The sequence below is a fragment of the Curtobacterium phoenicis genome, assembly GCF_047238015.1.
In the GTDB taxonomy this organism is placed as follows: Bacteria; Actinomycetota; Actinomycetes; order Actinomycetales; family Microbacteriaceae; genus Curtobacterium.
In genome coordinates, this window is the sequence record NZ_JBDFLZ010000002.1 from 514,853 (window position 1) to 536,443 (window position 21,591).

The 21,591-nt window shown below is 72.4% G+C and carries 19 protein-coding genes; 8 read left to right on the forward strand and 11 right to left on the reverse strand.

The window, feature by feature from the left end; all coding sequences use genetic code 11:
- Nucleotides 1–14: 14 nt before the first annotated feature.
- Genes atzF through ABC270_RS02680 form a run of 5 tightly spaced genes read right to left on the reverse strand, consistent with a single transcriptional unit; the run spans nucleotide 15 to nucleotide 8,605 of the window.
- The gene (atzF, locus tag ABC270_RS02660; RefSeq protein ID WP_412879374.1) at nucleotides 15–1,718 is read right to left on the reverse strand and encodes an allophanate hydrolase; all 1,704 of its coding nucleotides are present in this window, start codon (nucleotides 1,716–1,718) and stop codon (nucleotides 15–17) included.
- Nucleotides 1,715–5,353, reverse strand: a complete 3,639-nt coding sequence (gene uca / locus ABC270_RS02665; RefSeq protein ID WP_412882022.1) for an urea carboxylase — start codon at nucleotides 5,351–5,353, stop codon at nucleotides 1,715–1,717. The genes atzF and uca overlap by 4 nt, the downstream gene beginning before the upstream one ends.
- 50 nt (nucleotides 5,354–5,403) lie before the next feature.
- Nucleotides 5,404–6,099 (reverse strand): urea amidolyase associated protein UAAP2, encoded by a 696-nt coding sequence (locus ABC270_RS02670; protein ID WP_412879375.1) that lies wholly within the window; start codon nucleotides 6,097–6,099, stop codon nucleotides 5,404–5,406.
- A complete protein-coding gene (locus tag ABC270_RS02675) occupies nucleotides 6,099–6,938 on the reverse strand; it encodes an urea amidolyase associated protein UAAP1 (protein WP_412879376.1) in 840 nt (279 codons plus the stop codon). Before ABC270_RS02675 ends, ABC270_RS02670 begins: the two co-directional genes overlap by 1 nt.
- A gap of 47 nt (nucleotides 6,939–6,985) precedes the next feature.
- The gene (locus tag ABC270_RS02680; protein ID WP_412879377.1) at nucleotides 6,986–8,605 is read right to left on the reverse strand and encodes an APC family permease; all 1,620 of its coding nucleotides are present in this window, start codon (nucleotides 8,603–8,605) and stop codon (nucleotides 6,986–6,988) included.
- 190 nt (nucleotides 8,606–8,795) lie between these two features.
- Between ABC270_RS02680 and ABC270_RS02685 the strand changes: the two genes are divergently transcribed.
- Genes ABC270_RS02685 through ABC270_RS02695 form a run of 3 tightly spaced genes read left to right on the forward strand, consistent with a single transcriptional unit; the run spans nucleotide 8,796 to nucleotide 11,374 of the window.
- Entirely contained in the window at nucleotides 8,796–9,509 is a 714-nt protein-coding gene (locus tag ABC270_RS02685; RefSeq protein WP_412879378.1) for an ABC transporter ATP-binding protein, read from the forward strand.
- Nucleotides 9,506–10,792 (forward strand): ABC transporter permease, encoded by a 1,287-nt coding sequence (locus tag ABC270_RS02690; RefSeq protein ID WP_412879379.1) that lies wholly within the window; start codon nucleotides 9,506–9,508, stop codon nucleotides 10,790–10,792. Before ABC270_RS02685 ends, ABC270_RS02690 begins: the two co-directional genes overlap by 4 nt.
- Before the next feature lie 3 nt (nucleotides 10,793–10,795).
- On the forward strand, nucleotides 10,796–11,374 hold the full coding sequence (locus ABC270_RS02695) for a TetR/AcrR family transcriptional regulator (protein WP_412879380.1): 579 nt from the start codon (nucleotides 10,796–10,798) through the stop codon (nucleotides 11,372–11,374).
- 145 nt (nucleotides 11,375–11,519) lie between these two features.
- Here the strand turns inward: ABC270_RS02695 and ABC270_RS02700 are convergent, their stop codons facing one another.
- A complete protein-coding gene (locus ABC270_RS02700) occupies nucleotides 11,520–12,341 on the reverse strand; it encodes an aldo/keto reductase (protein ID WP_412879381.1) in 822 nt (273 codons plus the stop codon).
- A gap of 69 nt (nucleotides 12,342–12,410) precedes the next feature.
- Between ABC270_RS02700 and ABC270_RS02705 the strand changes: the two genes are divergently transcribed.
- A complete protein-coding gene (locus tag ABC270_RS02705) occupies nucleotides 12,411–13,523 on the forward strand; it encodes a 5-methyltetrahydropteroyltriglutamate--homocysteine S-methyltransferase (protein ID WP_412879382.1) in 1,113 nt (370 codons plus the stop codon).
- A gap of 77 nt (nucleotides 13,524–13,600) precedes the next feature.
- On the opposite strand, the gene ABC270_RS02710 is transcribed toward ABC270_RS02705, so the two are convergent.
- From ABC270_RS02710 to aztB, 4 genes are read right to left on the reverse strand one after another with little or no spacing between them, the layout of a single operon-like run.
- Entirely contained in the window at nucleotides 13,601–14,806 is a 1,206-nt protein-coding gene (locus ABC270_RS02710; protein ID WP_412879383.1) for a hypothetical protein, read from the reverse strand.
- A gap of 17 nt (nucleotides 14,807–14,823) precedes the next feature.
- A complete protein-coding gene (locus ABC270_RS02715; RefSeq protein ID WP_412882023.1) occupies nucleotides 14,824–15,714 on the reverse strand; it encodes a metal ABC transporter solute-binding protein, Zn/Mn family in 891 nt (296 codons plus the stop codon).
- Between the two features lie 56 nt (nucleotides 15,715–15,770).
- Entirely contained in the window at nucleotides 15,771–16,943 is a 1,173-nt protein-coding gene (locus ABC270_RS02720) for an ABC transporter (RefSeq protein ID WP_412879384.1), read from the reverse strand.
- On the reverse strand, nucleotides 16,940–17,827 hold the full coding sequence (gene aztB / locus ABC270_RS02725) for a zinc ABC transporter permease AztB (protein ID WP_412879385.1): 888 nt from the start codon (nucleotides 17,825–17,827) through the stop codon (nucleotides 16,940–16,942). The genes ABC270_RS02720 and aztB overlap by 4 nt, the downstream gene beginning before the upstream one ends.
- 59 nt (nucleotides 17,828–17,886) lie before the next feature.
- Between aztB and ABC270_RS02730 the strand changes: the two genes are divergently transcribed.
- Nucleotides 17,887–18,516 (forward strand): metal ABC transporter ATP-binding protein, encoded by a 630-nt coding sequence (locus ABC270_RS02730; protein ID WP_412882024.1) that lies wholly within the window; start codon nucleotides 17,887–17,889, stop codon nucleotides 18,514–18,516.
- Here the strand turns inward: ABC270_RS02730 and ABC270_RS02735 are convergent.
- Nucleotides 18,486–18,929, reverse strand: a complete 444-nt coding sequence (locus ABC270_RS02735) for a MarR family winged helix-turn-helix transcriptional regulator (RefSeq protein WP_412879386.1) — start codon at nucleotides 18,927–18,929, stop codon at nucleotides 18,486–18,488. The genes ABC270_RS02730 and ABC270_RS02735 overlap by 31 nt on opposite strands.
- A gap of 142 nt (nucleotides 18,930–19,071) precedes the next feature.
- Here ABC270_RS02735 and ABC270_RS02740 point away from each other — a divergent pair, with 142 nt between their 5' ends.
- The 3 genes from ABC270_RS02740 (at nucleotide 19,072) to ABC270_RS02750 (ending at nucleotide 21,575) form a co-directional block, all read left to right on the forward strand.
- Nucleotides 19,072–19,725 carry a COG1361 family protein gene (locus ABC270_RS02740; protein ID WP_290133130.1) on the forward strand — a complete coding sequence of 218 codons (654 nt, stop codon included), beginning with the start codon at nucleotides 19,072–19,074 and terminating at the stop codon, nucleotides 19,723–19,725.
- Between the two features lie 111 nt (nucleotides 19,726–19,836).
- Nucleotides 19,837–20,721, forward strand: coding sequence for a S26 family signal peptidase (locus tag ABC270_RS02745; RefSeq protein WP_412879387.1), 885 nt, complete (start codon nucleotides 19,837–19,839; stop codon nucleotides 20,719–20,721).
- Nucleotides 20,718–21,575 (forward strand): LamG domain-containing protein, encoded by an 858-nt coding sequence (locus ABC270_RS02750; protein WP_412879388.1) that lies wholly within the window; start codon nucleotides 20,718–20,720, stop codon nucleotides 21,573–21,575. Before ABC270_RS02745 ends, ABC270_RS02750 begins: the two co-directional genes overlap by 4 nt.
- Nucleotides 21,576–21,591 lie beyond the last annotated feature (16 nt).

Sequence of the window (21,591 nt, forward strand, 5' to 3'; positions counted from 1 at the left end):
CTCGCAGCCGACCGTCACGCCGGTGCTCCGACCGTCTGCGACCGGTACGCGCGCCAGCCGCCGTGGTGCGTGATGTCCTCAGCACCCTCGACGGCGTACGGCTCGACCGTGAAGCCCGTGACCTCCGTCCCGTCGTCGAGGGCCACCGTGCCGATGGCCATGGGCGCGGGGAGTGCGGCGACGAAGGTCGCGAAGCCGGCGGCGGGCAGTCGCCAGACCTCGCCCGCGATGCCGGCGGTGCTGGCCGGACCGGCGGCTGGCGTCCGGACCAGGCCGGGCTTCGGCGGTACGGTGTCGAGCGCGAACAGGCGGTAGCCGCCGACCGTGCGTGCCTCGCGGAGGAACGTGCCACCGGCGGCGACGAGCTGCCCGTTGAGCGGCTCGTCCCGGAGGTGCGCGCCGACCACGAGCAGGTCGACGGTCGGTTCCGCGAACGCCGACGCGAGGGCGGCGAGCCGTCGGTCCGAGAACGCCGGTCCGGTGAGCATCACGCCGAACGGCAACCCGTCGACGAAGCCGGCCGGCACAGCGAGGGACGCCGTGTCGAGGATGTTCGCGAAGTTCGTGTACCTGCCCATCCGGCTGTTCGCGCCGACCGGGTCGGCGGCGACCTCGGCGAGCGTCGGGTGCCAGGTCGTCGTCGGGGTGAGGAGCGCGGTCGTGCCGTCGAGGGCCGCCCGGCCTGCGGCGCCGAGGGCGTCGAGCCGCTCCTGGTCGGCGAAGAGCTCTGCTGCCGTCGGAGCGGCTCCGCCGAGGACGATCCCGGCGACGGTCGGGTCGAGGTCGTCGCCGATCTGGTCACGGTTCGCCTCGATGTGGGCGCCGACCGCCGCGTACCGCTCGGCGACGAAGGCACCGTCGTAGAGGAGCCTGGCAGCGTCGAGCAACGGTGCGATGTCGACCTCGACGACCTCGTGGCCGAGTGCCCGGAACCGGTCGACGGCCCGCCCGAACGCCTCGGCCCATCCGGGGGCGAGGCCCTCGAGCTGCGACGGCAGCGGGACCGCGATCCGTGGGACCGGGGGCAACACGACGAGCGACCCGTCGGCCAGGGCGGCGTCCGGTCGGGCGAGCGGGTCGGTGCCGTCCGGCCCGGCCATCAGCTCGGCGACGGTGCGTGCGGTGCCGAGCGACCGCGCGAACACGGTCACGCAGTCCTGCGACCGGCAGGCCGGCACGACGCCGGTGTTCGGCACGAGGCCCTTCGTGGGCTTCACCCCGACGAGGTGGTTCAGCGCCGCCGGTACCCGACCGGAGCCGGCGGTGTCGGTGCCGAGCGCGAAGTCGACCGTGCCGAGGGCGACGGCGGTGGCGGAGCCGCTCGACGAGCCGCCGGAGATCCGGGTCGGGTCCCAGGCGTTCCGGACCGCGCCGAACGGTGACCGGGTGCCGACGAGGCCCGTGGCGAACTGGTCGAGGTTCGTCTTCCCGACCACGACCGCCCCTGCTGCTCGGAGCCGGGCGACCGCGGTGGCGTCCTCGGTCGGGGTGTACGCGTACGACCGGGAGGCGGCGGTGGTCGGGAGCCCGGCGACGTCGATGTTGTCCTTGACGGCGAAGAGCAGCCCGGCGAGGGGCAGGGTCGGGTCGACGGCCTCCGCCTCCGCGACGACCGCCGCGCGGGTGCGCAGGGTGATCCAGACCTCGGGCCGGTCGACAGCATCGATGCGGTCGAAGGCGTCGTGCACGCGAGCGACGGCGTCGCCCCCGGCGCTCACGCCGCCGCTCCGATGGCGGCGAGGACCTGCCCGGGCGCCACCTGGTCGCCCGGCTTCACGTAGACCTCGAGTACGTGCCCGTCGGCCGGTGCGTGCACCATCGACTCCATCTTCATCGCCTCCACGGCCAGCAGCTTCTGGCCCTCGTCCACGCGGTCACCCGGTCGGACGTCCACCTGCCACACCGTCGAGGTGAACGGTGCGGTGACCGCGGTCGCGCCGGCGGGCAGCACCACCTCGTCGGGCAGCACGACGGCGGGCTCGTCCCGGACGTCGAACTCGCCCGAGGCCCGCCACCGCTCCTTCTCCGCGTCGAACGCACGCGCCTGCTGGGCGCGGAACTCGGCGATGGATGACGCGTTCGACGCCAGGAAGCGGTTGTACGACGCGATCGAGAACTCGCCGTCGACGGTCTCGAAGTGCCCGCGGCCGGCGTCGGTCTCGGCCCGGAGCTCGAGGAGCTCCTCCGCCCCGACCGGGTACCACTCGATCCGGTCGAAGAACCGCAGCGCCCACGGGTCGTCCTGGAACAGTCCGCCGCGACGGAACCGGTTCCAGATCTGCACGGTGCGACCGACGAACTGGTACCCGCCGGGCCCCTCCATGCCGTAGATGCAGAGGTACGCGCCGCCGATGCCGACCGAGTTCTCCGCGGTCCAGGTCCGGGCGGGGTTGTACTTGGTCGTGACGAGCCGGTGCCGCGGGTCGAGCGGCGTGGCGACCGGAGCGCCGAGGTACACGTCGCCGAGCCCGAGCACGAGGTAGCTCGCGTCGAACACCGTACGGAACACGTCGTCCACGCTGTCCAGGCCGTTGATCCGCCGGATGAACTCGATGTTCCACGGCGTCCACGGTGCGTCGTCCCGCACGCCCGCCATGTACCGCTCGATCGCCAGCCGGGTCGCCGGGTCGTCCCACGACAGCGGCAGCTTCACGGTCCGTGACGGCACCACGAGCTGGTCGGTCGGCGGGATCTCGTCCTCGAGCTCGCGGAGGAGCCCGGCCATCGTGCTCGCCTTCAGCACGCTCGTGTCGGTGTGCACCTGCAGGGACCGTATGCCCGGCGTGACGTCGATGATCCCCGCCGGCGCCTCCTCCTGCAGCTTCGTCATGAGCGCGTGCACCCGCATCCGCAGCGCGATGTCGAGCGTCATGTCGCCGTACTCGACGAGGACGTTGTCGTCCCCGTCGCGCCGGTACGCGACGCTCGGACGTGCGTCCGTCGCGTCGAGGCGCGCCAGGACGCCGTCGTCGCCGTCGCCTCCGGTGCGCGGCACCGACCGGGAGGCCCGGTGCGCGTCGAGCGCGGCGGCGTCGGCCTCGCGGACGGGGACGAAGCGGACGGTGTCGCCCGGCCGCAGCTGGCCGAGCTTCCAGAGGTCGCCGCTGGCGACCACCGCGGGGCAGACGAAGCCGCCGAGCGAGGGGCCGTCCGGTCCGAGGATGATCGGGGTGTCCCCGGTGAAGTCGATCGCGCCGACGGCGTACGGGGTGTCGTGGATGTTCGACGGGTGCAGCCCCGCCTCGCCACCGTCGGTCCGCGCCCAACCCGGACGGGGGCCGATGAGCCGGACGCCGGTGCGGGCCGAGTTGTGGTGGACGACGTAGTCCGTCGCGTAGAACACGTCGAGGTCGTCCCGCGTGAAGAAGTCGGGGGCTCCGTGCGGCCCCTCGGTAACGGCGACCTCCCACGTGTCGGTCAGCGCCGTGCGGCGGTCGGCCGGGGTCGGGCCGCCGACGAGTCCGAGCCGGGCACCTGCGGGGAACGCCGGGTGCGGGGCGTCGGCGTCCGGGGAACCGGGGCGCAGGACGTCACCGGCCAGGAGCGCGCGCCCGGCGTGGCCGCCGAACCCGCCGAGCGTGAACGTGGCGGTCGACCCGAGGTAGGTCGGGACGTCGAACCCGCCCCGCACCGCCAGGTACGCCCGGAGCCCGGGGCCGGTGGCGGTGCCGACCGCGAGCGTCTGTCCCGCCGCGACCTCGACCGGCTCCCACATCGGCACGGTGTCTCCGTCGAGCGTCACCGGCACCGGGGCGCCCGTGATCGCGACCACGGCGCTCGCCGAGAAGCGGAGCGTCGGGCCGGTCGCGGTGACCTCGAGCGCGGGCGCGCCGTCCGGGTTGCCGACCACGCGGTTGGCCTCGGCGAAGGAGGCGCCGTCGAACGGGCCGCTCGGCGGGACACCGACCTGCCAGTACCCGGTGCGACCGGGCAGGTCCTGGATCGTGGTCATCGTGCCGGGCACCACGACGTCGATGCGCGGGTCCGGGTCGTCGGTCTCGTCGAGGGTCGACGTGCTGTGCGTGGCGGTCCGGAGCTCGAGGTCGTCGGTGAGCGCGCGGAGGAGGCCGGCGTTCGTCACGATGCCGTCGATCCGGGTCCCGGCGAGGCCGTCCCGGAGGCGGTCGAGCGCGTCGTCGCGGGTCTCGCCGGTCGCGATCACCTTCGCGAGCATCGGGTCGTAGAACGCGGACACCTCGGAGCCGGTCTCGACCCAGCCGTCGACGCGCAGGCCGGTCGTCTCGGGGAAGACCGCCTGGGTGACGAGGCCGCTCGACGGCAGGGAACCCTTCGCGGGGTCCTCGGCGTAGAGCCGGGCCTCGACGGCGTGCCCCTCCGGTGTCCACTCGCGCGTGAAGACGTCGTCGGCGATCCCGTCGGCGCCGTCGCGGGCGAGCCGGAGCATGAGCTCGACCAGGTCGACGCCGAAGACCTGCTCGGTGACGGGGTGCTCGACCTGCAGGCGCGTGTTCACCTCGAGGAACGACGCCTCCTCGCGCACCGGGTCGTAGACGAACTCGACGGTCCCGGCGCCGCGGTACCCGACGCTCTCGGCGAGCCGACGAGCGGACGTGTGCAGTGCCTCCCGGACGGATCGGGGGAGTGCCGGGGCCGGCGCCTCCTCGATGACCTTCTGGTTCCGGCGCTGGAGGGAGCAGTCGCGGTCGCCGATCACGGCGACCCGCCCCTCACCGTCTCCGAAGAGCTGGACCTCCACGTGGCGGGCCGGTCGGACGAGCCGTTCCAGGAAGATCCCGGCCGAGCCGAAGGCGGCCGAGGCGGTGCGCTCGACGCTCGCGTAGGCCTCCCGGACCTCGTCGAGGGTCGCGCAGGCCTGCATGCCGATGCCGCCGCCGCCCCCGGTGGCCTTGAGCATGACGGGGAGCCCGATGCGCTCGGCCTGCGCGACGGCGTCCTCGACGCTGGCGAGGAGCCCCGTACCGGCGAGCATCGGCACACCGGCCGCGGCGGCGAGCTCGCGGGCGGTGTGCTTCGCGCCGAACTGCACGATCTGCTCGGACGTCGGACCGACGAAGCGGATGCCCGCGGCCTCGCACGCGGCGGCGAACTCGGTGTTCTCGGAGAGGAAGCCGTACCCGGGGTGCACGAGCCCTGCGCCGGTGTCGATCGCGGCCTGCACGACGGCGTCGATCCGCAGGTAGGACTCGCGTGCAGGAGCGGGGCCGAGCCGGACCGCCGTGTCGGCCTCGCGGACGTGCGGGGCCGCGCGGTCGGCGTCCGAGTACACGGCGACGGTGCGCATGCCGAGCGCCTTCGCGGAGCGGATCACCCGTCGGGCGATCTCACCGCGGTTGGCGACGAGGACGGTGTCGGTGGAGAGCGGAGGAGTCACGGTGGCGGTCCCGGTGGGGTCGAGTGCGGCGGTGCTGTCCGTCGTCGTGGTCACGGCTGGACCACGATCATGCGCAGCGGTGTGCAGGAGAAGTCGTTGCAGGGGTTGTTCATCTGCGGGCAGTTGGACACGATCACGAGGACGTCCCGCTCGGCCCGGACCGCGACGCGCTTGCCGGGGGCGCTCATGCCGTCGACGATGCCGAGCGCACCGTCCGCCTCGACCGGGACGTTCATGAACCAGTTGAGGTTCGACACGAGGTCGCGGGCACCGAGCCCGTGGCGGGCGGCCTCAGCGAGGAAGTTCTCGCGGCAGCCGTGCTGGTACTGCGTGTGGTGCCCGTACCGGAGCGTGTTCGACTCCTTCGAGCACGCGCCGCCGATGGTGTCCTGCCGGTCGATCTCGTTCGCGACCACGGTCATCAGCGGACGACCCTCGTTCGACATCAGCACGGTGCCGGTCCGGACGTACGCGTTGCCCTGGGCCGCCAACGTGTCGGGCACGCTGTACCGCTCGTCCGGGTCGTGTGCGTCGTAGACGAGGCAGTCGGCGCTCTGGTTGCCGCCGACGTCGACGATCGTGAGGACCTTGCCGGCGTGGACCACGGCGGACCAGGGTGCGAGGGGCGCCACCCGGTCGTCGCGGACGACGGTGCCGGGGACGAGGGACTCGCTCCAGTCGAGCGGGACGTCGGGGGCGTGGACGGCGCCGACGGGGACGGTGGACGTGATGGTGGCGGTGGTCATCAGCAGCCTCGTGCTTCCGCGTAGTCGATCGAGTTGAGGTGGGCGCGGTGGAGCTCCGGTGTCGCGGTCGCCCGGTCGTCCTCCGCCGTGGTCGCCGTCCCACGCCAGGCGTGCACGCGGAGCGGCCCGACGGTGTACTCGGCGCGCGGGTCGAGCGGGTGGGCGACGTTGGCGACGAGGACGAGGAGCGGCAGCTCGGCGACGAGGGTGACGTGACGGTCCGGCCCGGCGCTCCCCGTGGGCGTCAGCGTGCCGTCCGCCTCGACGTGCACACCCTGGAAGAACGAGACGCTCGGCGGCAGGTCCCGCTTCGACAGGCCGTGCTTCGCCGCGGCCTTCGCGAGGAGCGACCGCCCGCTCGGGCTCGGTCCCTCGGGCGCGGCGTCGCCGTACTTCCGCTCGTTCCAGGCGTCGGTCGAGGTCCCGCAGAACGCGTCGTGGTGGCCGGAGGTGTCCTCGACGATGCTCGCGAGGACGCGTCCGTCGCCGCTGAGGAGCGGCGAGCCCTGCCCGAGGTACGCCTGCCACGGGATCTTCTGCGTGTCCGCGACGTTCAACCGCTCCCACGGCTCGAGCGCGTTGTAGACGAGGACGTTCGCGCACGCGTCGCCGGTCGGGTCGTCGAACCGGAACCGGGTCCCGCGGGCGAGCACCCGATGCGTGTAGCCGCCAGGGGCCACCGTCTCGGCCCACACCAGGTCGGTCGGGTCGACCCCCTCGGGGGCGAACGGCGACGTGGACGCGGGGAGGTACGGCATCCAGTCGGACGTCGCACCGGCCTGCGCGCGGGCGTCGGAGCGTGAGGCGGTCACGCTGTCGGTCTGGTGGAGGTCACGCACGGGTGGGCCTTTCGGTGGAGCGGGCGGTGCGAGCAGGGAGGGCGCCGTCAGGCCTCGACGGGGGCGATCGGCGTGGGAGCGGTGTGCGGCACCTCGGCGAGGGTCAGCGGCCCGTGTGCCCGGTGGCGCCACGAGGACCAGCCCCAGCCGATGAGCAGCACCGCGCCGATGAACAGGAGCGCGCTGTACTGCAGCCACCACGAGTTGCCCGTGAGGTCGTAGATCTCCGGCCGCGGCCAGATGAGGTTGACCGCCATGCCGACCTGGAACAGTACGGCGAGGGCGTTGAGCGGGATGCCCCAGCGGCCGAGCGTGAACAGTGGCTTCCCGTCCTCGTCCACGCCGGTCGGCAGGCCGGTGCGCCGAGTGCGGATCCGCTCGAGGAGCAGGGGGCCGGTCACACCGAGGTAGGCGAGGTACAGCATCGCGATGCAGAGGCTCGACAGGGCGGTGAAGATCGCCGACTGGCCGATGTTCACCGCGAGGGCCAGCCCGGCGCCGACGCCGACGACGATCGAGGCGGCGATCGGGGTGCCGGTCCGGGGCGAGACCCGGGACAGCACGCGGTGGAAGGGCAGCGCACGCTCCCGGGCCATCGAGTAGACCATGCGCGCGCCCGCGGTCTGGACGGCGAGCGTGCAGGCGAAGACGGCGACGGCGACGCAGCAGAGCAGGAGGCGACCGAAGACGTCACCGAGCGTCGAGGTGATCACCCACGCGAGACCCTGGGTGGCGAGGTTCCCGTCCGTCAGGCTCGGCGCGGCGACGAGGGCGCCGACGATGAGCAGGCCGCCGCCGAGGCCCGAGACCGTGAGGGCGCGGACGATCGTCTTCGGCGTGGTGCGACGCGGGTTGTGGGTCTCCTCGGCCAGCTCACCGGCGGAGTCGAACCCGACCATGACGTAGGCGGCCATGAGCGACGACGCGAGGAACGCCCACACGTACGGCTCGGTGCTCGTCGAGCCCGCGGTCGAGAACACCACGGCCGGCGAGCGGTGCGGCAGGACGAACAGGGCCGCGATGAGGACGACGACGCCGACGATCTCCACGAGGACGCCGAAGCTCGTCACCCGAGCCATGAACCTGACGCTCACGATGTTGACCACCGTCGTCAGCACGAGCATCACCAACCCGAGGACCACCGCGTTCGCGGCCCCCGTCGGCGAGGCCACCGAGGCGTTCGCCCCCGGGCCCCCGACGATCTGGAACCCGTCCCAGATCGACGGCAGCACCGCCTGCACGGCGATGGCGGCGACGGCCACGGTCAGGATCTGCCCGATGATCATCGTCCAGCCGGTGAACCAGCCGAAGCGGGCGCCCGCGAGTCGGCTCGACCACTGGAAGATCGCGCCGGAGATCGGCCAGCGTGCCGCGAGCTGCGCGAAGTTGAGCGCCACGAGGAGCTGTCCCGCGAAGACGAGCGGCCACGCCCAGAAGAACGCGGCGCCGCCGAGCCCGAAACCGAGGCCGAACAGCTGGAACACCGTGGTGAGGATCGACACGAAGGAGAACCCGGCGGCGAAGGACGAGAACGACCCGACGCCGCGGTGGAGCTCCTGCTCGTACCCGAGGGCGGCGAGGTCGGAGGCGGCCGTCGAGGGGCCGGCGGCGGGTCCGGAGGACGTGGTGGCGCGTGGTGCGTGGAGCGGAGCTTCGGGAGAGCGCATGGCTGCAGACCTTTCGCGGCAGTACCTGTCGGGCGACAGGTAGTACGAGTGTCGTGCGGCGCTGTGTCGTGGCCGTTGCCCGTCTGTTTCGTCCTCGTGTCGGCGGACGCCGCCGTGTGAACACTGTGCGACAGCGGGCTTCGGAGCGAGACTTATGGCAGTAACTGCCGAAAAATGCTACTTTCACTGCATGAAATCGACATCCACACCGTCGCCCGTGCTCGAGGCACGGTCGCTGTCCAAGGCCTACGGGCGCGGGGAGAACCGCTTCCAGGCCCTCTCGGACGTCTCGCTCCGCGTGGACCGGGGCGCATCGCTCGCCATCGTCGGCAAGAGCGGCTCCGGCAAGTCGACGCTCATGCACCTGCTCGCGATGCTGGACCGGCCGGACTCGGGGCAGCTGCTCGTCGACGGCGCCGACACCGCCGGACTGTCCGCGCGGCGGGTCAACGACCTGCGGAACCGACGCTTCGGCTTCGTGTTCCAGCAGTTCTTCCTCACCGCGAGCACCTCCGTGCTCGACAACGTCACCCTGCCGCTCGCCATCGCCGGGGTCCCCTCCGGAGAACGGCGGCGTCGTGGGCTCGAGGCGCTCCGTCGCTTCGGGCTCGAGGACAAGGCGAAGAACCGCGCCAGTGACCTGTCGGGTGGACAGAAGCAGCGCGTGGTGCTGACCCGTGCGCTCGTCGCCGAGCCGGACGTCATCTTCGCCGACGAGCCGACCGGCAACCTCGACTCCGCCACCGGCGCCATCGTCGAGGACGAGCTGTTCGGGCTCAACCGCGACCGCGGGATCACCCTCGTGATCGTCACCCACGACGAGGACCTCGCGGCGCGGTGCGACCGCCAGGTGCTCGTCCGCGACGGGCGCATCGTCGACGCCTCGACGGCGGTGGCGGCGTGAAGACCACCGACCTCGTCCGTGCCGCTGCGGCGAACACCTTCCGCAGCAAGCTCCGGACCGTCCTCACCGTCCTCGCGCTCTTCGTCGGGGCGTTCACGCTGACGATCACCACCGCGCTCGGCGCCGGGGTGTCCGACTACGTCACGAAGCAGGTCGCGTCCCTCGGCGCCGGCGACGTGTTCCTCGTGTCCAAGGCGTCCTCCGCCACGACCGGCTCAGGCCCGCAGGAGTACGACCCCGCGACCTCCACGGCGTCGAACGGCACGAGCAACCCACTCACCGGGTCCGCCGGAGCGCTGACGGATGCGGACATCGACGACCTGCGGCAGATCGACGGGCTGACCGACGTCGCGCCCGTGAACAGCGTCAGCATCGACTGGGTGCGGGGATCCGCTGACGAGCGCTACCAGTTCTCGATCGCTCCGACGTCGTCCATCGCGAAGGCGGACCTGGCCGCCGGTGCGCAACTCGATGCCGGGGCGGACGGACGGCAGGTCACCCTGCCCGCGGACTACGTCGACCCGCTCGGGTTCGGCAGTGCCCGGGCCGCTGTCGGACGCACCGTGACCCTCGGCTTCACCGACGTCCTCGGCGACGCGCACACGGTGAGCGCCACCGTCGTCGGCGTCTCGAACACGAGCCTGCTCAACTCCGGAGCCGGCGGGAACGCCGCACTCGTCCGGGACATCGCCGAGCAGCAGAAGGCCGGCACGAAGGCACCTGACCGCTACCAGGTGGCCATCGCGCACTTCTCCGCCGACGCCACCTCGTCCGAGGTCGCCTCCCTCAAGCGCTCCGTCGCCGATGCGGGGATGCGTGCGCAGACCATCGCGGACCAGCTCGGCACCGTGCAGACCGTCATCAGCGGGATCACCGGGGTGCTCAACGCGTTCGCCGTGATCGCCCTGCTCGCCGCGGCCTTCGGCATCGTGAACACCCTGCTCATGAGCGTGCAGGAGCGCACACGGGAGATCGGACTGATGAAGGCGATGGGGATGGGCAACGGAAGGGTGTTCACGGTGTTCAGCATCGAGGCGGTCATCATCGGCCTGCTCGGGAGCGTGCTCGGCGTCGTCGTGGCGATGCTCGTCGGCCTGCCGCTCAACGCCGTGCTCGCCGACGGTCCGCTCTCGGGCCTCGACGGGCTGCAGTTGCTGCTGTTCCGCCCCGAGGGCATCGCCGGGGTCGTCCTGCTCATCGTGGCGATCGCGTTCCTCGCCGGGACGCTGCCTGCTCGGCGCGCCGCCCGGAAGAACCCGATCGACGCGTTGCGGTACGAATAGACCATGGCGGCGACGACGGGCAGGACCACGAACGCGCGAGGCCGGGCGACCGCACGCGCCATCGAGGAGGCGGCGATCCGGCTGGCCGTCGAGCACGGCGTCGCCGCTCTGACCGTCGACCAGATCTGTGCCGAGGCCGGTGTCGGGCAGCGCACCTTCTTCAACCACTTCCCCACGAAGGAGGACGCACTGCTCGGCGCGGCCCTGCCGGCGCTCGACGAGGGTCGGGTGCGCGCCTACCTCGCCGATCCGGACGCCGGCGTGCTGTCCGGCCTGATCGGGTTGGTCGAGGTGCCGGACGGACCGGGCGGACTGGTCAGCCGACGCCGCGAGGTGCTCACGGCGTCCCCGGCGCTCGCGGAACGACAGGCGGGTCGGCTCCGGCCGCTCGCGCACGAGGTGGCCGGCATCGTGCGGTTGAAGCTCCGGTCGCTCGACCCCGGCGCCGACGACGAGCGCATCGAGGCCACGGCGCTGCTCGTGACGCAGATCGCGAGCGCGCTCCTCCTGCGTCCGCGCAGCGAGGACGAGCAGGGACCGGTGCTGGAGCCGCTCCGCTGGGTCTGGGACCGGCTGCTGTAGCGGGCAGTGGAGACGGACGGGAGGCGCGGTGCCAGCCGGCACCGTCCTCCCTCGCAGGCTCGGTCGGCGCGCCCCGCGCAACGCTTCGCGTCGCCGCTGAGCGGGGCGCGCCCGTCCGTCGTGTGGTCGCGTCAGCGACCGCTGCTCACGCGGTCGTGTCCTCCAGCGCGTCGAGCGCCGCGACGTCCTCCGCCGACAGCACGAAGTCCACGTCCGCGTTCTCCGCGATGCGCGACGGCGTCGTCGACTTCGGCAGCGGCAGCACGTCCTTCTCGAGCAGGTACCGGATAGCGACCTGCGCGACGGACTTGCCGTACTCCGCCGCGATGTCCCGGATCTTCGCGTTCTCGAGCAGCCCGCCGGTCGCGAGCGGCGAGTAGCCCTCGGTGAGGATGTCGTGCTCACGGTCGAACGCGGTCGTCTCGTCCTGCGTGTTCCCGACGAACCAGCGGATCTGGTTCGCGTGCGGCACGACGTCGGTCCGGTCGAGCAGGTCCTCGAGGTCGGCGACCATGAAGTTCGACACACCGATGCTCTTCGTCCGGCCGGCGTCGTAGAGCTCCTCGAACACCTTCCACACCTCGACGTTGCCGTCGCGGTGGTCGGACCCCATGTCGCTCCAGGGCCACGGCGCGTGGATCAGGTAGAGGTCGACGTGGCCGAGGTCGAGGTTCCGGGACGACTCCTCGAAGGCGTCACGGGCGCCGGAAGCCGTCTTCACCTCGGCGGGGAGCTTCGTCGTGATGAACAGTTCGTCGCGCGGGACTCCGCTGTCACGGACGGCCTCGCCGACGCTGGCCTCGTTGCCGTACGCGAGTGCGGTGTCGATGTGGCGGTAACCGGCCTCGATGGCGGTCTTCGTGGCGTCGTAGGCATCGCTGCCGGACGGGATCTGCCAGGTACCGAAGCCGATCTTCGGGATGTGCAGACCGTTGGACAGGGTGAACGTGTCGGTCACTGCGGGCATGCAGCGCACACTACGCCGTGCGACGCAGCGGGCTCCCGGCTCCTGGTTCCGCCTCGGTACCATCGGCGCATGTCATCGCGACCGCCGTTCCGAGCCGACGTCGTCGGCAGCTACCTCCGTCCCGCCGCCGTGCAGGAGGCCCGCGCCGCGCACGCAGCCGGGACGATCGACGACGACGCCCTCCGCGCCGTCGAGGACGAGGCCGTCCGGGCGCTCGCCGACGCGCAGCAGACGGCCGGGTTGCAGGTCGTCACGGACGGCGAGGCCCGGCGCAGCTGGTGGCACCTCGACTTCTGGGGCGGACTGGACGGTGTCGAGGTCGTCGAGCTCGACCACGGCATCGCCTTCCAGGGGGTCTCCACGACGCCGAAGGGGCTCCGCGTGACCGGCCCGGTGTCGTTCCCGTCCGACCACCCCTTCCTCGCGCACGCCCGGTTCGTCGTGCAGGAGGCAGCCCGTCGCGGGGTCACCGCGAAGTTCACCATCCCGTCGCCGACGGTGTTCGACTTCCGGCTCGACGCCGACCAGGTCCGCACGGAGCACTACGCCGACCGGGCCGCGATCACCGAGGACCTCGTCACGGCGTACCGCGACGCGATCGCCGCCTTCCACGGAGTCGGCGTCCGGTACCTGCAGCTCGACGACACCGCGTGGGCGTACCTCTGCTCCGACGTCGAGCTCGAGAAGGCTCGGGAGCGCGGCATCGACACCGACGGCATCGCCGCCCGGTTCTCCTCGATCGTCCGGCGGGTGCTCGACGGACGGCCGTCGGACCTCGTGGTGACGACGCACGTGTGCCGCGGCAACTTCCGCTCGACCTGGATCTCGTCCGGCGGGTACGAGTCCGTGGCCGAGGAGCTGCTCGGCAACACCGGCTACGACGGGTTCTTCCTCGAGTACGACAGTGACCGTGCCGGCGGTTTCGAGCCCCTGCGGTTCCTGCCGCACGGCGACCAGGTGGTCGTGCTCGGGCTCATCACGTCGAAGACCGGCGAGCTCGAGGACCCGGCGGTCGTCGAGCAGCGTATCCGGGACGCCGCGCAGTACGCGCCGCTCGAGCAGCTCGCGCTGAGCCCGCAGTGCGGGTTCGCGTCGACGGAGGAGGGCAACGTGCTGACCGAGGACGAGCAGTGGGCGAAGGTCCGCAGCGTGGTCGCGATCGCGGACCGCGTCTGGGGCTGACGCACCCTCTGGACGGACTGGAGGCGCGGTGCGGGCCCGCGCCGCGCCTCCAGTCCGTCATCGGGTCCGTCCCGGCGCTACGCGACCGCGATCTCGTTGGGGACACCGGGGAGCTCGTCGCTGGAGGCGACGACCTCCCCGCTGGTGAGGTCCACCGCGTGGACGGTCTTCGTCGCCGGATCCGTCACGAAGGCGGTGTCACCGACCACCTTCAGGGCGGGGTGCGGGTCCTGCCACTCGACGGGGCCCTCCCACGCGTCGATGACCGGGAACGTGTCGAGATGCTCGCCCGTCGTGACGTCGACGGTGTGCAGGGCGCCGTCGGACCCGAGGACCACCGCCTCGTCGTCCGGTCCGCGCGCGAGGTCGCGGAAGGTGAAGCCGACGCCCTCGGGCAGGTCCGCGGTCGCGTACGACTCCTGTGCGGTGTCGATCAGTGCGAGCTGGTCGAGGAGGTAGCCCTCACTGTCCGGGTCGTCGTTGTAGTCACCCACGGCCACGGTGCTCGTGTCGGTCGTGAAGAGGTTGCCGGTGCGGCCGTACTCGGTCGGGGCGTCGATCTTGGTGAAGGTGCCGTCCCGGTACACGAGCGCGCCGTCGGTGCAGCCGAAGACGGCGACCTCGTCCGCGACCGTGCCCTCGCCGTGCACGTTCGGGCAGACCTCGGAGCGCGCGACCTCGGAGCCGTCGTCGTCGAGCGCGCGCACGCCGGACCGGGACTCCTCGGTGCCGATCGTCGTGAGGAGCGTGCCGTCCTCGAGCTCGATCGCGACACCGTGGTGCGCGGCCTCGGACCGCGTCGTGTCGACCTCGGGCAGGCTGCCGTCGTCCACGGCGTCGGCGAGGTCGTCGTGGTCGAACGCCGTCACGTCGCCCGTGCCGTCGGCGAAGAGCGTCGTCCGGTCACCGTGGACGACCGCGTGGCCGCCGGCTTCGGCGGGGAAGACGGCGTCGGTGAGCGCCGGGTCCGACGCAGTGTCGAGGACGCGGAAGCCCTCGGGGACGGTGACGAGCACGTGACGGCCGTCCCCGGCGGGGTTGACGCGGGTGAAGCCCTCGATCGGGTCGTCGGACACCACGCGGAGGTCCTGGTCGAGGACGAGTACGCCGCCGTCGTAGGTGACGGTCACACGGGTCTCGTCGGCAGCGCGCGTGCGCTCTGCGCGGTCCGCTGTGTCCGCGGGGTCGGTGGAGCACGCGGTCAGGGTGAGGGCGGCCGCCCCGAGGAGCAGGGCGGGGGCGACGGCTGCGCGTCGCTTCGGTGGTGTCGTCGTGGTTCTCACTGCGTTGTTCCTCTTTCTCATCGGGAAGCCGACAGGCCGTCGGCGATGGCATCGGCGTTGGAGCGGGTCATGCCGACGTACGTGCTCGCGGGACCGGTCGGGGTCAGCGACTCGGTGGCGAGCGGGGTGATGGTGACCTCGACGCCCACCTCGTCGGCGAGGACCTCGGCGAGTCGGGCGGGCTGGGAGAGGTCGGCGAAGATCGTGGGGACGCCGGCGTCCTCGATCGCCGTCGCAAGGTCGCGGAGGTCGGCGGCGCTCGGCGAGGCGAGGGTCGTGCCGCTCGGGATGACGGCGCCGACCACCCGGAAGTCGTAGCGGTCGGCGAGGTAGCCGAACACGTGGTGGTTCGTCACGAGGGCGCGGCGCTCGGCGGGGACGGTCGCGAGGGCTGCGGCCACCTCGTCGTCGAGCGCGGCGAGCTCTGCTCGGTACGCGTCGGTCCCGGGGGCGTCGATCCCGACCGTGGACAGCGCCTCGTCCAGCGCGGCGACCACTTCGTTCATCCGCTGTGGGTCCGTCCAGAAGTGCGGGTCCGGGCCGGAGTCGTCCTCGGAGCGCCAGTCGAGCACGTCGATCGCGTCGCCGGCCGTGAACACCGGGACACCGTCGGCGGCTGCCGCCCCGACGTGCCGCGCCACCCCCTCCTCGAGCCCGAGACCGTTCTCGACGACGAGGTCGGCGGAACGGAGTCGCGCGGCCTGTTGGGCGGAGACCTCGAAGGAGTGCGGGTCCGCACCCGGGGGCATGAGGACCTCGACGTCCGCGGCGTCCCCCACGACCTCGCTGACGACGTCGCCGAGGATGTTCGTCGTCACGGCCACGAAGGGGCGGTCGCGCTCGGCCGTGGTGCAGCCGGCGGTGGTCGCGACGAGTCCGGCGACGAGGAGCGCGACGGTGGCACGCACGGCGGTGGCGCGCACGGCGGCCGTGCGGACGGCAGCGGTCGCTCGGGCTGCGGGGGTCACCGGCCGACCTCGGCGAAGGCGGCGACGGGGTGACCGAGCTCGATCGTGCGGGCCACCCGGGCGTCGTCCGCGAAGTCGATCTCGTGCACCGACCCGGTGGTCGGGTCGGCGACGTAGGCCCGCTGTGCGTCGACCTGCAGGAGGGCCGGGCTGTCCGCCGTGACCAGAGGGTCGGTCGTGGCGGTGCGGCCACTCGTGGACGTCGGGTCCGCCGTCGCGACGACGACCACCCGTCCCGTGTCGTCGACCGCGACGACGTGCCCGTCGGCGTCGTCGACCGCCGTGACCGCACGGAGCGGTCGTTCCGAGGCGACGTGCTGCCAGGAGCGCTCCCGTGCGTCGAGCAGCCAGGCACCACCGTCCCCGGCGACCCCGGCGACGGTCGGGCGTCCCGCTCGCGCCGCGAACGACGTCGGCCGGTCCGTCCTCCCCTCCGGCAGCGGGACCGACGTCGCAGAGTCCTCGTCCACGACGACCGCGCCGTCCGCGCACCCGACCACGGCCCCCGCCCGCGTCACGATGCCGCCGGCCGGTTCCGGGCAGGCCACCGGGTCGCCCACGGCGCGGCCAGCGTCGTCGAGGACGGTCACCGTGTCGTCGGTCCCGGCGACGAAGCGGTCGCCGAACGGCAGCAGGACCGATGCCTCGACGCGCAGGACCTCCTCGACCTCGCCCTGCCCGAGTGCCTCGCGGTCCAGTGCGACGGCCTGGCCGCGGTCCGGCCAGGTCAGCGTCGTCGCCGTCTCGGAGGAGTGCACGTCGACCGCGCCGCCCCGGCCGACGTGCCCGACGACCCTCGGCTCGGCTGCGTAGTAGTGCGTGTGGTCGCCGTGGTCGACCGTCCAGGCGCCGCCGTCGGTGATCGTCGTCCGGTCGTCGTCGGACGTGACGAGGAACCGTCCGTCCGTCGCGGCGTGCGTCGGAGCGTCGACGTCGTCGAGTCCGGAGGACTCGTCGGTGAGTAGGTCGTGGATCGTGGCCTGGCCGTCGGGGCCCACCGCGAGGAGGCGGACCTGCGGTTCGCGGGCCTCCCGTGCGCCCTCGACGTACCCGTGCGGGCGGCCGGTCGTCGCGGAGGCTCCCGGTGTGGCCGGGTCGGTCGAGCAGGCGGCGAGCAGGAGCGTGAGTCCGAGCGCGGCGCCGACGGCGGGGGTGGAGCGGTGGTTCATGGGGCCTCTCGAGGTGCGGTGGACCCTGGGGTCCGTGTGGTCGGGACGGTCGGGGAGTGCGCCGGCGCGCGGCCGTGCAGCAGGGCGGCGGCACCACGGGAGACCGCCACGCCGAGGACCGCGACGACGGCGATGCTCGCGCCGGCGGCCGTGCCGAGGTGCCAGGAGACGAGCAGGCCGGCGAGGACGGCTGCGGCACCGATGCCGGCGCCGAGGAGCATCGTCGAGCGGACCGAACGGGTCCACGCGCGCGCGGCGGCGGCCGGGGCGAGGAGGAGCCCGACCACGAGGAGCGTCCCGACCGCCCGGTACGACGCGACGACGGCGAGGGTGACCAGGGCGACGAGGACCACCTCCGCCAGGCGCGGTCGCAGTCCGAGCGTCGCGGCCTTCCGGACGTCGAACGCCGTCGCGGCGAACGGTCGGTGGAAGCAGATCGCGGTGCCGAGCGCCACGGCGGCGGCCACGGCGAGGCCGGCGAGGTCCGCCGCGGTCACGGCGAGCACGTCCCCGAACAGGATCGCGGTCACGTCCGTCGCGAACGAGCGCGACGCGGACACGACGATGACGCCGAGGGCGAGCATGCCGACGAACAGCAGGCCGATCGACGCGTCGTAGGACAGGCGGGCGCGCCGGCGCAGTGCTCCGACGCCGAGGACCATGACGCCCGCGCTCGCCGCGGCACCGAGGGCGGCTGGGACGCCGGTCAGGGTCGCGACGGCGACGCCGGGGAGCATCCCGTGCGCGAGTGCCTCGCCGAGGAAGGCCATCCCGCGCACCAGGACCCAGGTGCCGACGACCGCGCACAGCACCGCGGCCAGCGTGCCGCCGACGAGGGCGCGCAGCATGAAGTCGACGGAGAAGGGGTCGGTCAGCCAGGTCACGATCGGAGACGCTACATGAAAACGACTATCAATACTGATAGCGTGCTCAGGTGCCCGAGATGACCATCGAACTGACCGACGTCACCCTGTTCCGTGGTGACCGCTGTGTCGTCGCTGGGCTGCACGCGACCTTCCGGGCCGGCGCCGTCACCGCGCTCACCGGACCCAACGGGTCGGGCAAGTCGACCGTGCTCGACGCGGTCGCGGGACTCGTTCCCTGGTCCGCCGGACTGGTGGCGGGCCTCCCGGCCGACGTTGCGTACGTGCCGCAGTCCGTCCCGCCCACCGCGCTGCCGCTGACCGTGCGTGACGCCGTGGCGATGGGGCGGTGGCGGGCCCGGCCCTGGTGGCGCCCGGCCACGCGGCGTGACCGCTCGGTCGTCGAGGCCCAGCTCGAGCGCCTGGCCGTCGCCGACCTCGCGCACCGCTCCTTCGACCAGCTGTCGGGCGGACAGCGGCAGCGTGCACTCCTCGCGCTCGGGCTCGCGCAGGAAGCGCCGGTGCTGCTCGTCGACGAACCCACGGCCGGTGTCGACGCGGCGTCGGCGGCGCTCGTCGTCGCCGCCCTGGCGGAGGAGGCCCGCGCGGGGGTGGTCGTCGTGCACGCGGCGCACGACCCGGTCGCCGTGGCGGCCGCCGACGCCGTGGTCGCGCTCGGTCAGTCCTCGGCGGCGCCGGCCTGCTCGTAGAGGCTCGTCGCCAGGTCGCTCAGCAGCGTGACGAGGTCGCCGTCGTGCGTGGCGTCGACCGCGGTGAGCAGCTCGGCGTACCGCTGCCGGTACCCCCGGACGACCGCGTCGCCCTCGGGTCGGAGTCGCAGGAGTGACCCCCGCCGGTCGTTCGGGTTCGGTGCGCGCTCGACGAGGCCGGCCGCGGTCATCCGGTCGACCATGTTCGTGACGGCACCGGAGGTGAGCCCCAGGTAGCCGGCGACCTCGGTCGGGGTCGAGTAGCCCGTGTCGTCGATGAGCACGAGTGCGCGGAGGGCGTTCTCGTGCACGCCCGCGCGAGCACTGAGCTGTCGGACCAGGACGGCGTTCGCGCGCACGACCGCGTCGAACGCGCTGATCAGCTCAGCGGGGTCAGTTCCGGCGTCCCTCACATTGGGGACAGTACACGAGTAGCCAAGTTTGTGAATGGTTGAGTATCTTGATGAGTGAAGCAAGTCGGCCCGAACCCCTTGCTCCTCCGGAAGAGCCGGACCACACCGACCAGCCAGACCACACCGACCGAAGAGGTTCCCCGTGTCCAAGAAGCCCCGCACCTCCGCAGCGAAGCGGATCCGTTTCGCCCCCGTCGCCCTGCTCGCGGGCATCTTCGCCGCCGTCCTCCTCTCGCTGTCGCTCACCGGCACGCTGTCCGGGTTCGCCGCGAGCATCACCAACAGCAGCAACACCGCCGCCAGCGGCACCCTGACCATGCAGGAGCAGAACGCCGGCGGCACGGTCACCTGCACCAGCACCGACGGCGGATCGGTCTCGACGAACGCCGCGACCTGCTCGACGATCAACAAGTTCGGTGGGAGCACGACGATGACGCCGGGCAACACCGTGAACACCGCGATCTCGATCAAGAACACCGGCACCGCCAACGCCGCCACCTTCACGCTGACCCCGGGCGCGACCTGCACCCAGTCCAACAACGGCACCGTCAACGGCAGCGCCACCGACCTGTGCTCGAAGATGAACCTCGTCATCACCTCCGGCTCGACCACCGTGTTCAGCGGCACGCTCGCCAGCTTCAAGGGCGCTGCCTCGACCGCGTTCACGATGCCGCCCGCCCCGGCGGCCGGTGCCAGCGTCCCGTTCAACTTCGCCGTGACGCTCGACTCGTCGGCCGGCAACACCTACCAGGGCCTCGCCGCCTCGGTGCCGATGACCTGGACCTTCACCGCCTAGCGGCCCGGACCACCCCAGACCGGCGACGCTCGACCGACCCCCCTCCGGCCGAGCGTCGCCACCCACCACCCCGTCCCCACCCCGCACCACCCTCGACGACCGGAGCAGCACATGAGCCAGACCGCAGCCGTCCCGCTCAGCGGCACGCTCGACCGGCCGCTCCTCGGCGGACACACCGCCACCCGCTTCGAGACCGTCCTCGCCTGGTCGGTCGCCGTCGTCGCCGCGGTCCTCCTCGGCGCTGCGGTCCTGTTCCTCGGCTCCGGCGGGCGCTGGTTCGTCGTCGAGACCCCGTCGATGGGCGTGGCCGCACCGGTCGGCACGCTCGTCCTCGACCTGCCGGCCCGCGCGTCGGACCTCGCGGTCGGTGACGTCGTCACGTTCGAGACCGCGGCGAACCCCGGTGTCGTCTACACGCACCGCATCATCGGCGTCGACCACGACGGCGGGCTGCACACCCGAGGCGACATCAACGGCGCGACCGACCCGTGGACCCTCACCCAGGCCGACGTCATCGGCTCGCCGGTACTGCTCGTCCCGCACCTCGGCTGGCTGTTCCGCGCGGCCCCGCTCCTGCTCATCGGCACGCTGGTGATCTGGACGCTCACGAGCGTCTTCACCGACCGTGTCACCCGCACGTGCCTCCGCATCGCGGGGGGCGCGCTCACCGTGTCCTACGCCGCGTTCGTCCTGAAGCCGTTCGTCAACGTGACCACGATCACGAACACCGCCGACCACACCGCCGTCGATGCGACCATCGTGTCCTCGGGTGTGTTCCCGGTGCGCATCACCGCGCCCGGTGCCGAACCGCTGCACCTCGTCGACGGGCAGGTCGGACACATGGTCATCCACGAGCTCACGAAGAACGGCCACTACCAGCTGACCGCGAACATCGACCTCGGCCCCGTCGGCTGGGGGCTCCTCATCGCCGCGTGCCTCGTGCCGCTGGTGCTCTGCCTCTCCGTCGGCCGGACCGACGCGGTGCGGGCGTCGTGACCGCGCTCCGGAGCCTCCGCGACGGCCGCGTGGTCGCACTCGTGCTCGTCCTCGCGATCGCCGCGGTCGTGCTGTTCAACGCGTTCGCCCCGACCCGGTCGGCGTTCGGTGCGAAGATCACGAACGACACGGACACCGCCGGGACCGCGCCGTACTTCACGTGCTCCGCAGCCGTCGGCGCCGACACCGCGAACGCCGTGTTCGCCTACCGCCTCGGTGAGGCCTCGGGGTCGACGGTGGCGACCGACTGGTCCGGCAAGGGCCAGAACGGTGCGTACCAGGGGTCCGTGGCGGCGGTCGCACCGAGTCCGAACGCCTGCCCGCGGGACGCCGGGACGGCCTACCAGCTGAACGGTTCCACGAGCTTCGTCTCGACGCCGACGCGGTACACGAACCCCACGACCTTCAGTACCGAGGTCTGGTTCCGTTCCACCGTCGCCGGCGGGATGCTCGTCGGCTTCGGCAGCAACCAGATCACGACGTCCGGACAGCACGACCGGCAGGTGTACCTCAACACCGCAGGGCAGCTCGTCTTCGGTTCGTACAACGGCACCACGCAGGTCGTCACCTCGCCGAAGGCCTACACCGACGGCGCGTGGCACCACGTCGTCGCGACGATGTCCGCGTCCACGGGGATGAAGCTCTACGCCGACGGCGCGCTCGTCGCGTCGAACGCCGCCTACACGACGCCCGAGAACTACGCCGGGTACTGGCGCATCGGCTACGACACCGTCTCCGGGTGGCCCGGTCAGCCGTCGAACTTCTTCTTCACGGGACAGATGCGGTACGCGGCCGTCTACAGCACCGTGCTCTCCGCGACGCAGGTCGCGAACCACGCCACCGCCGGACGCTGACGGGCGGGTCGCGTCG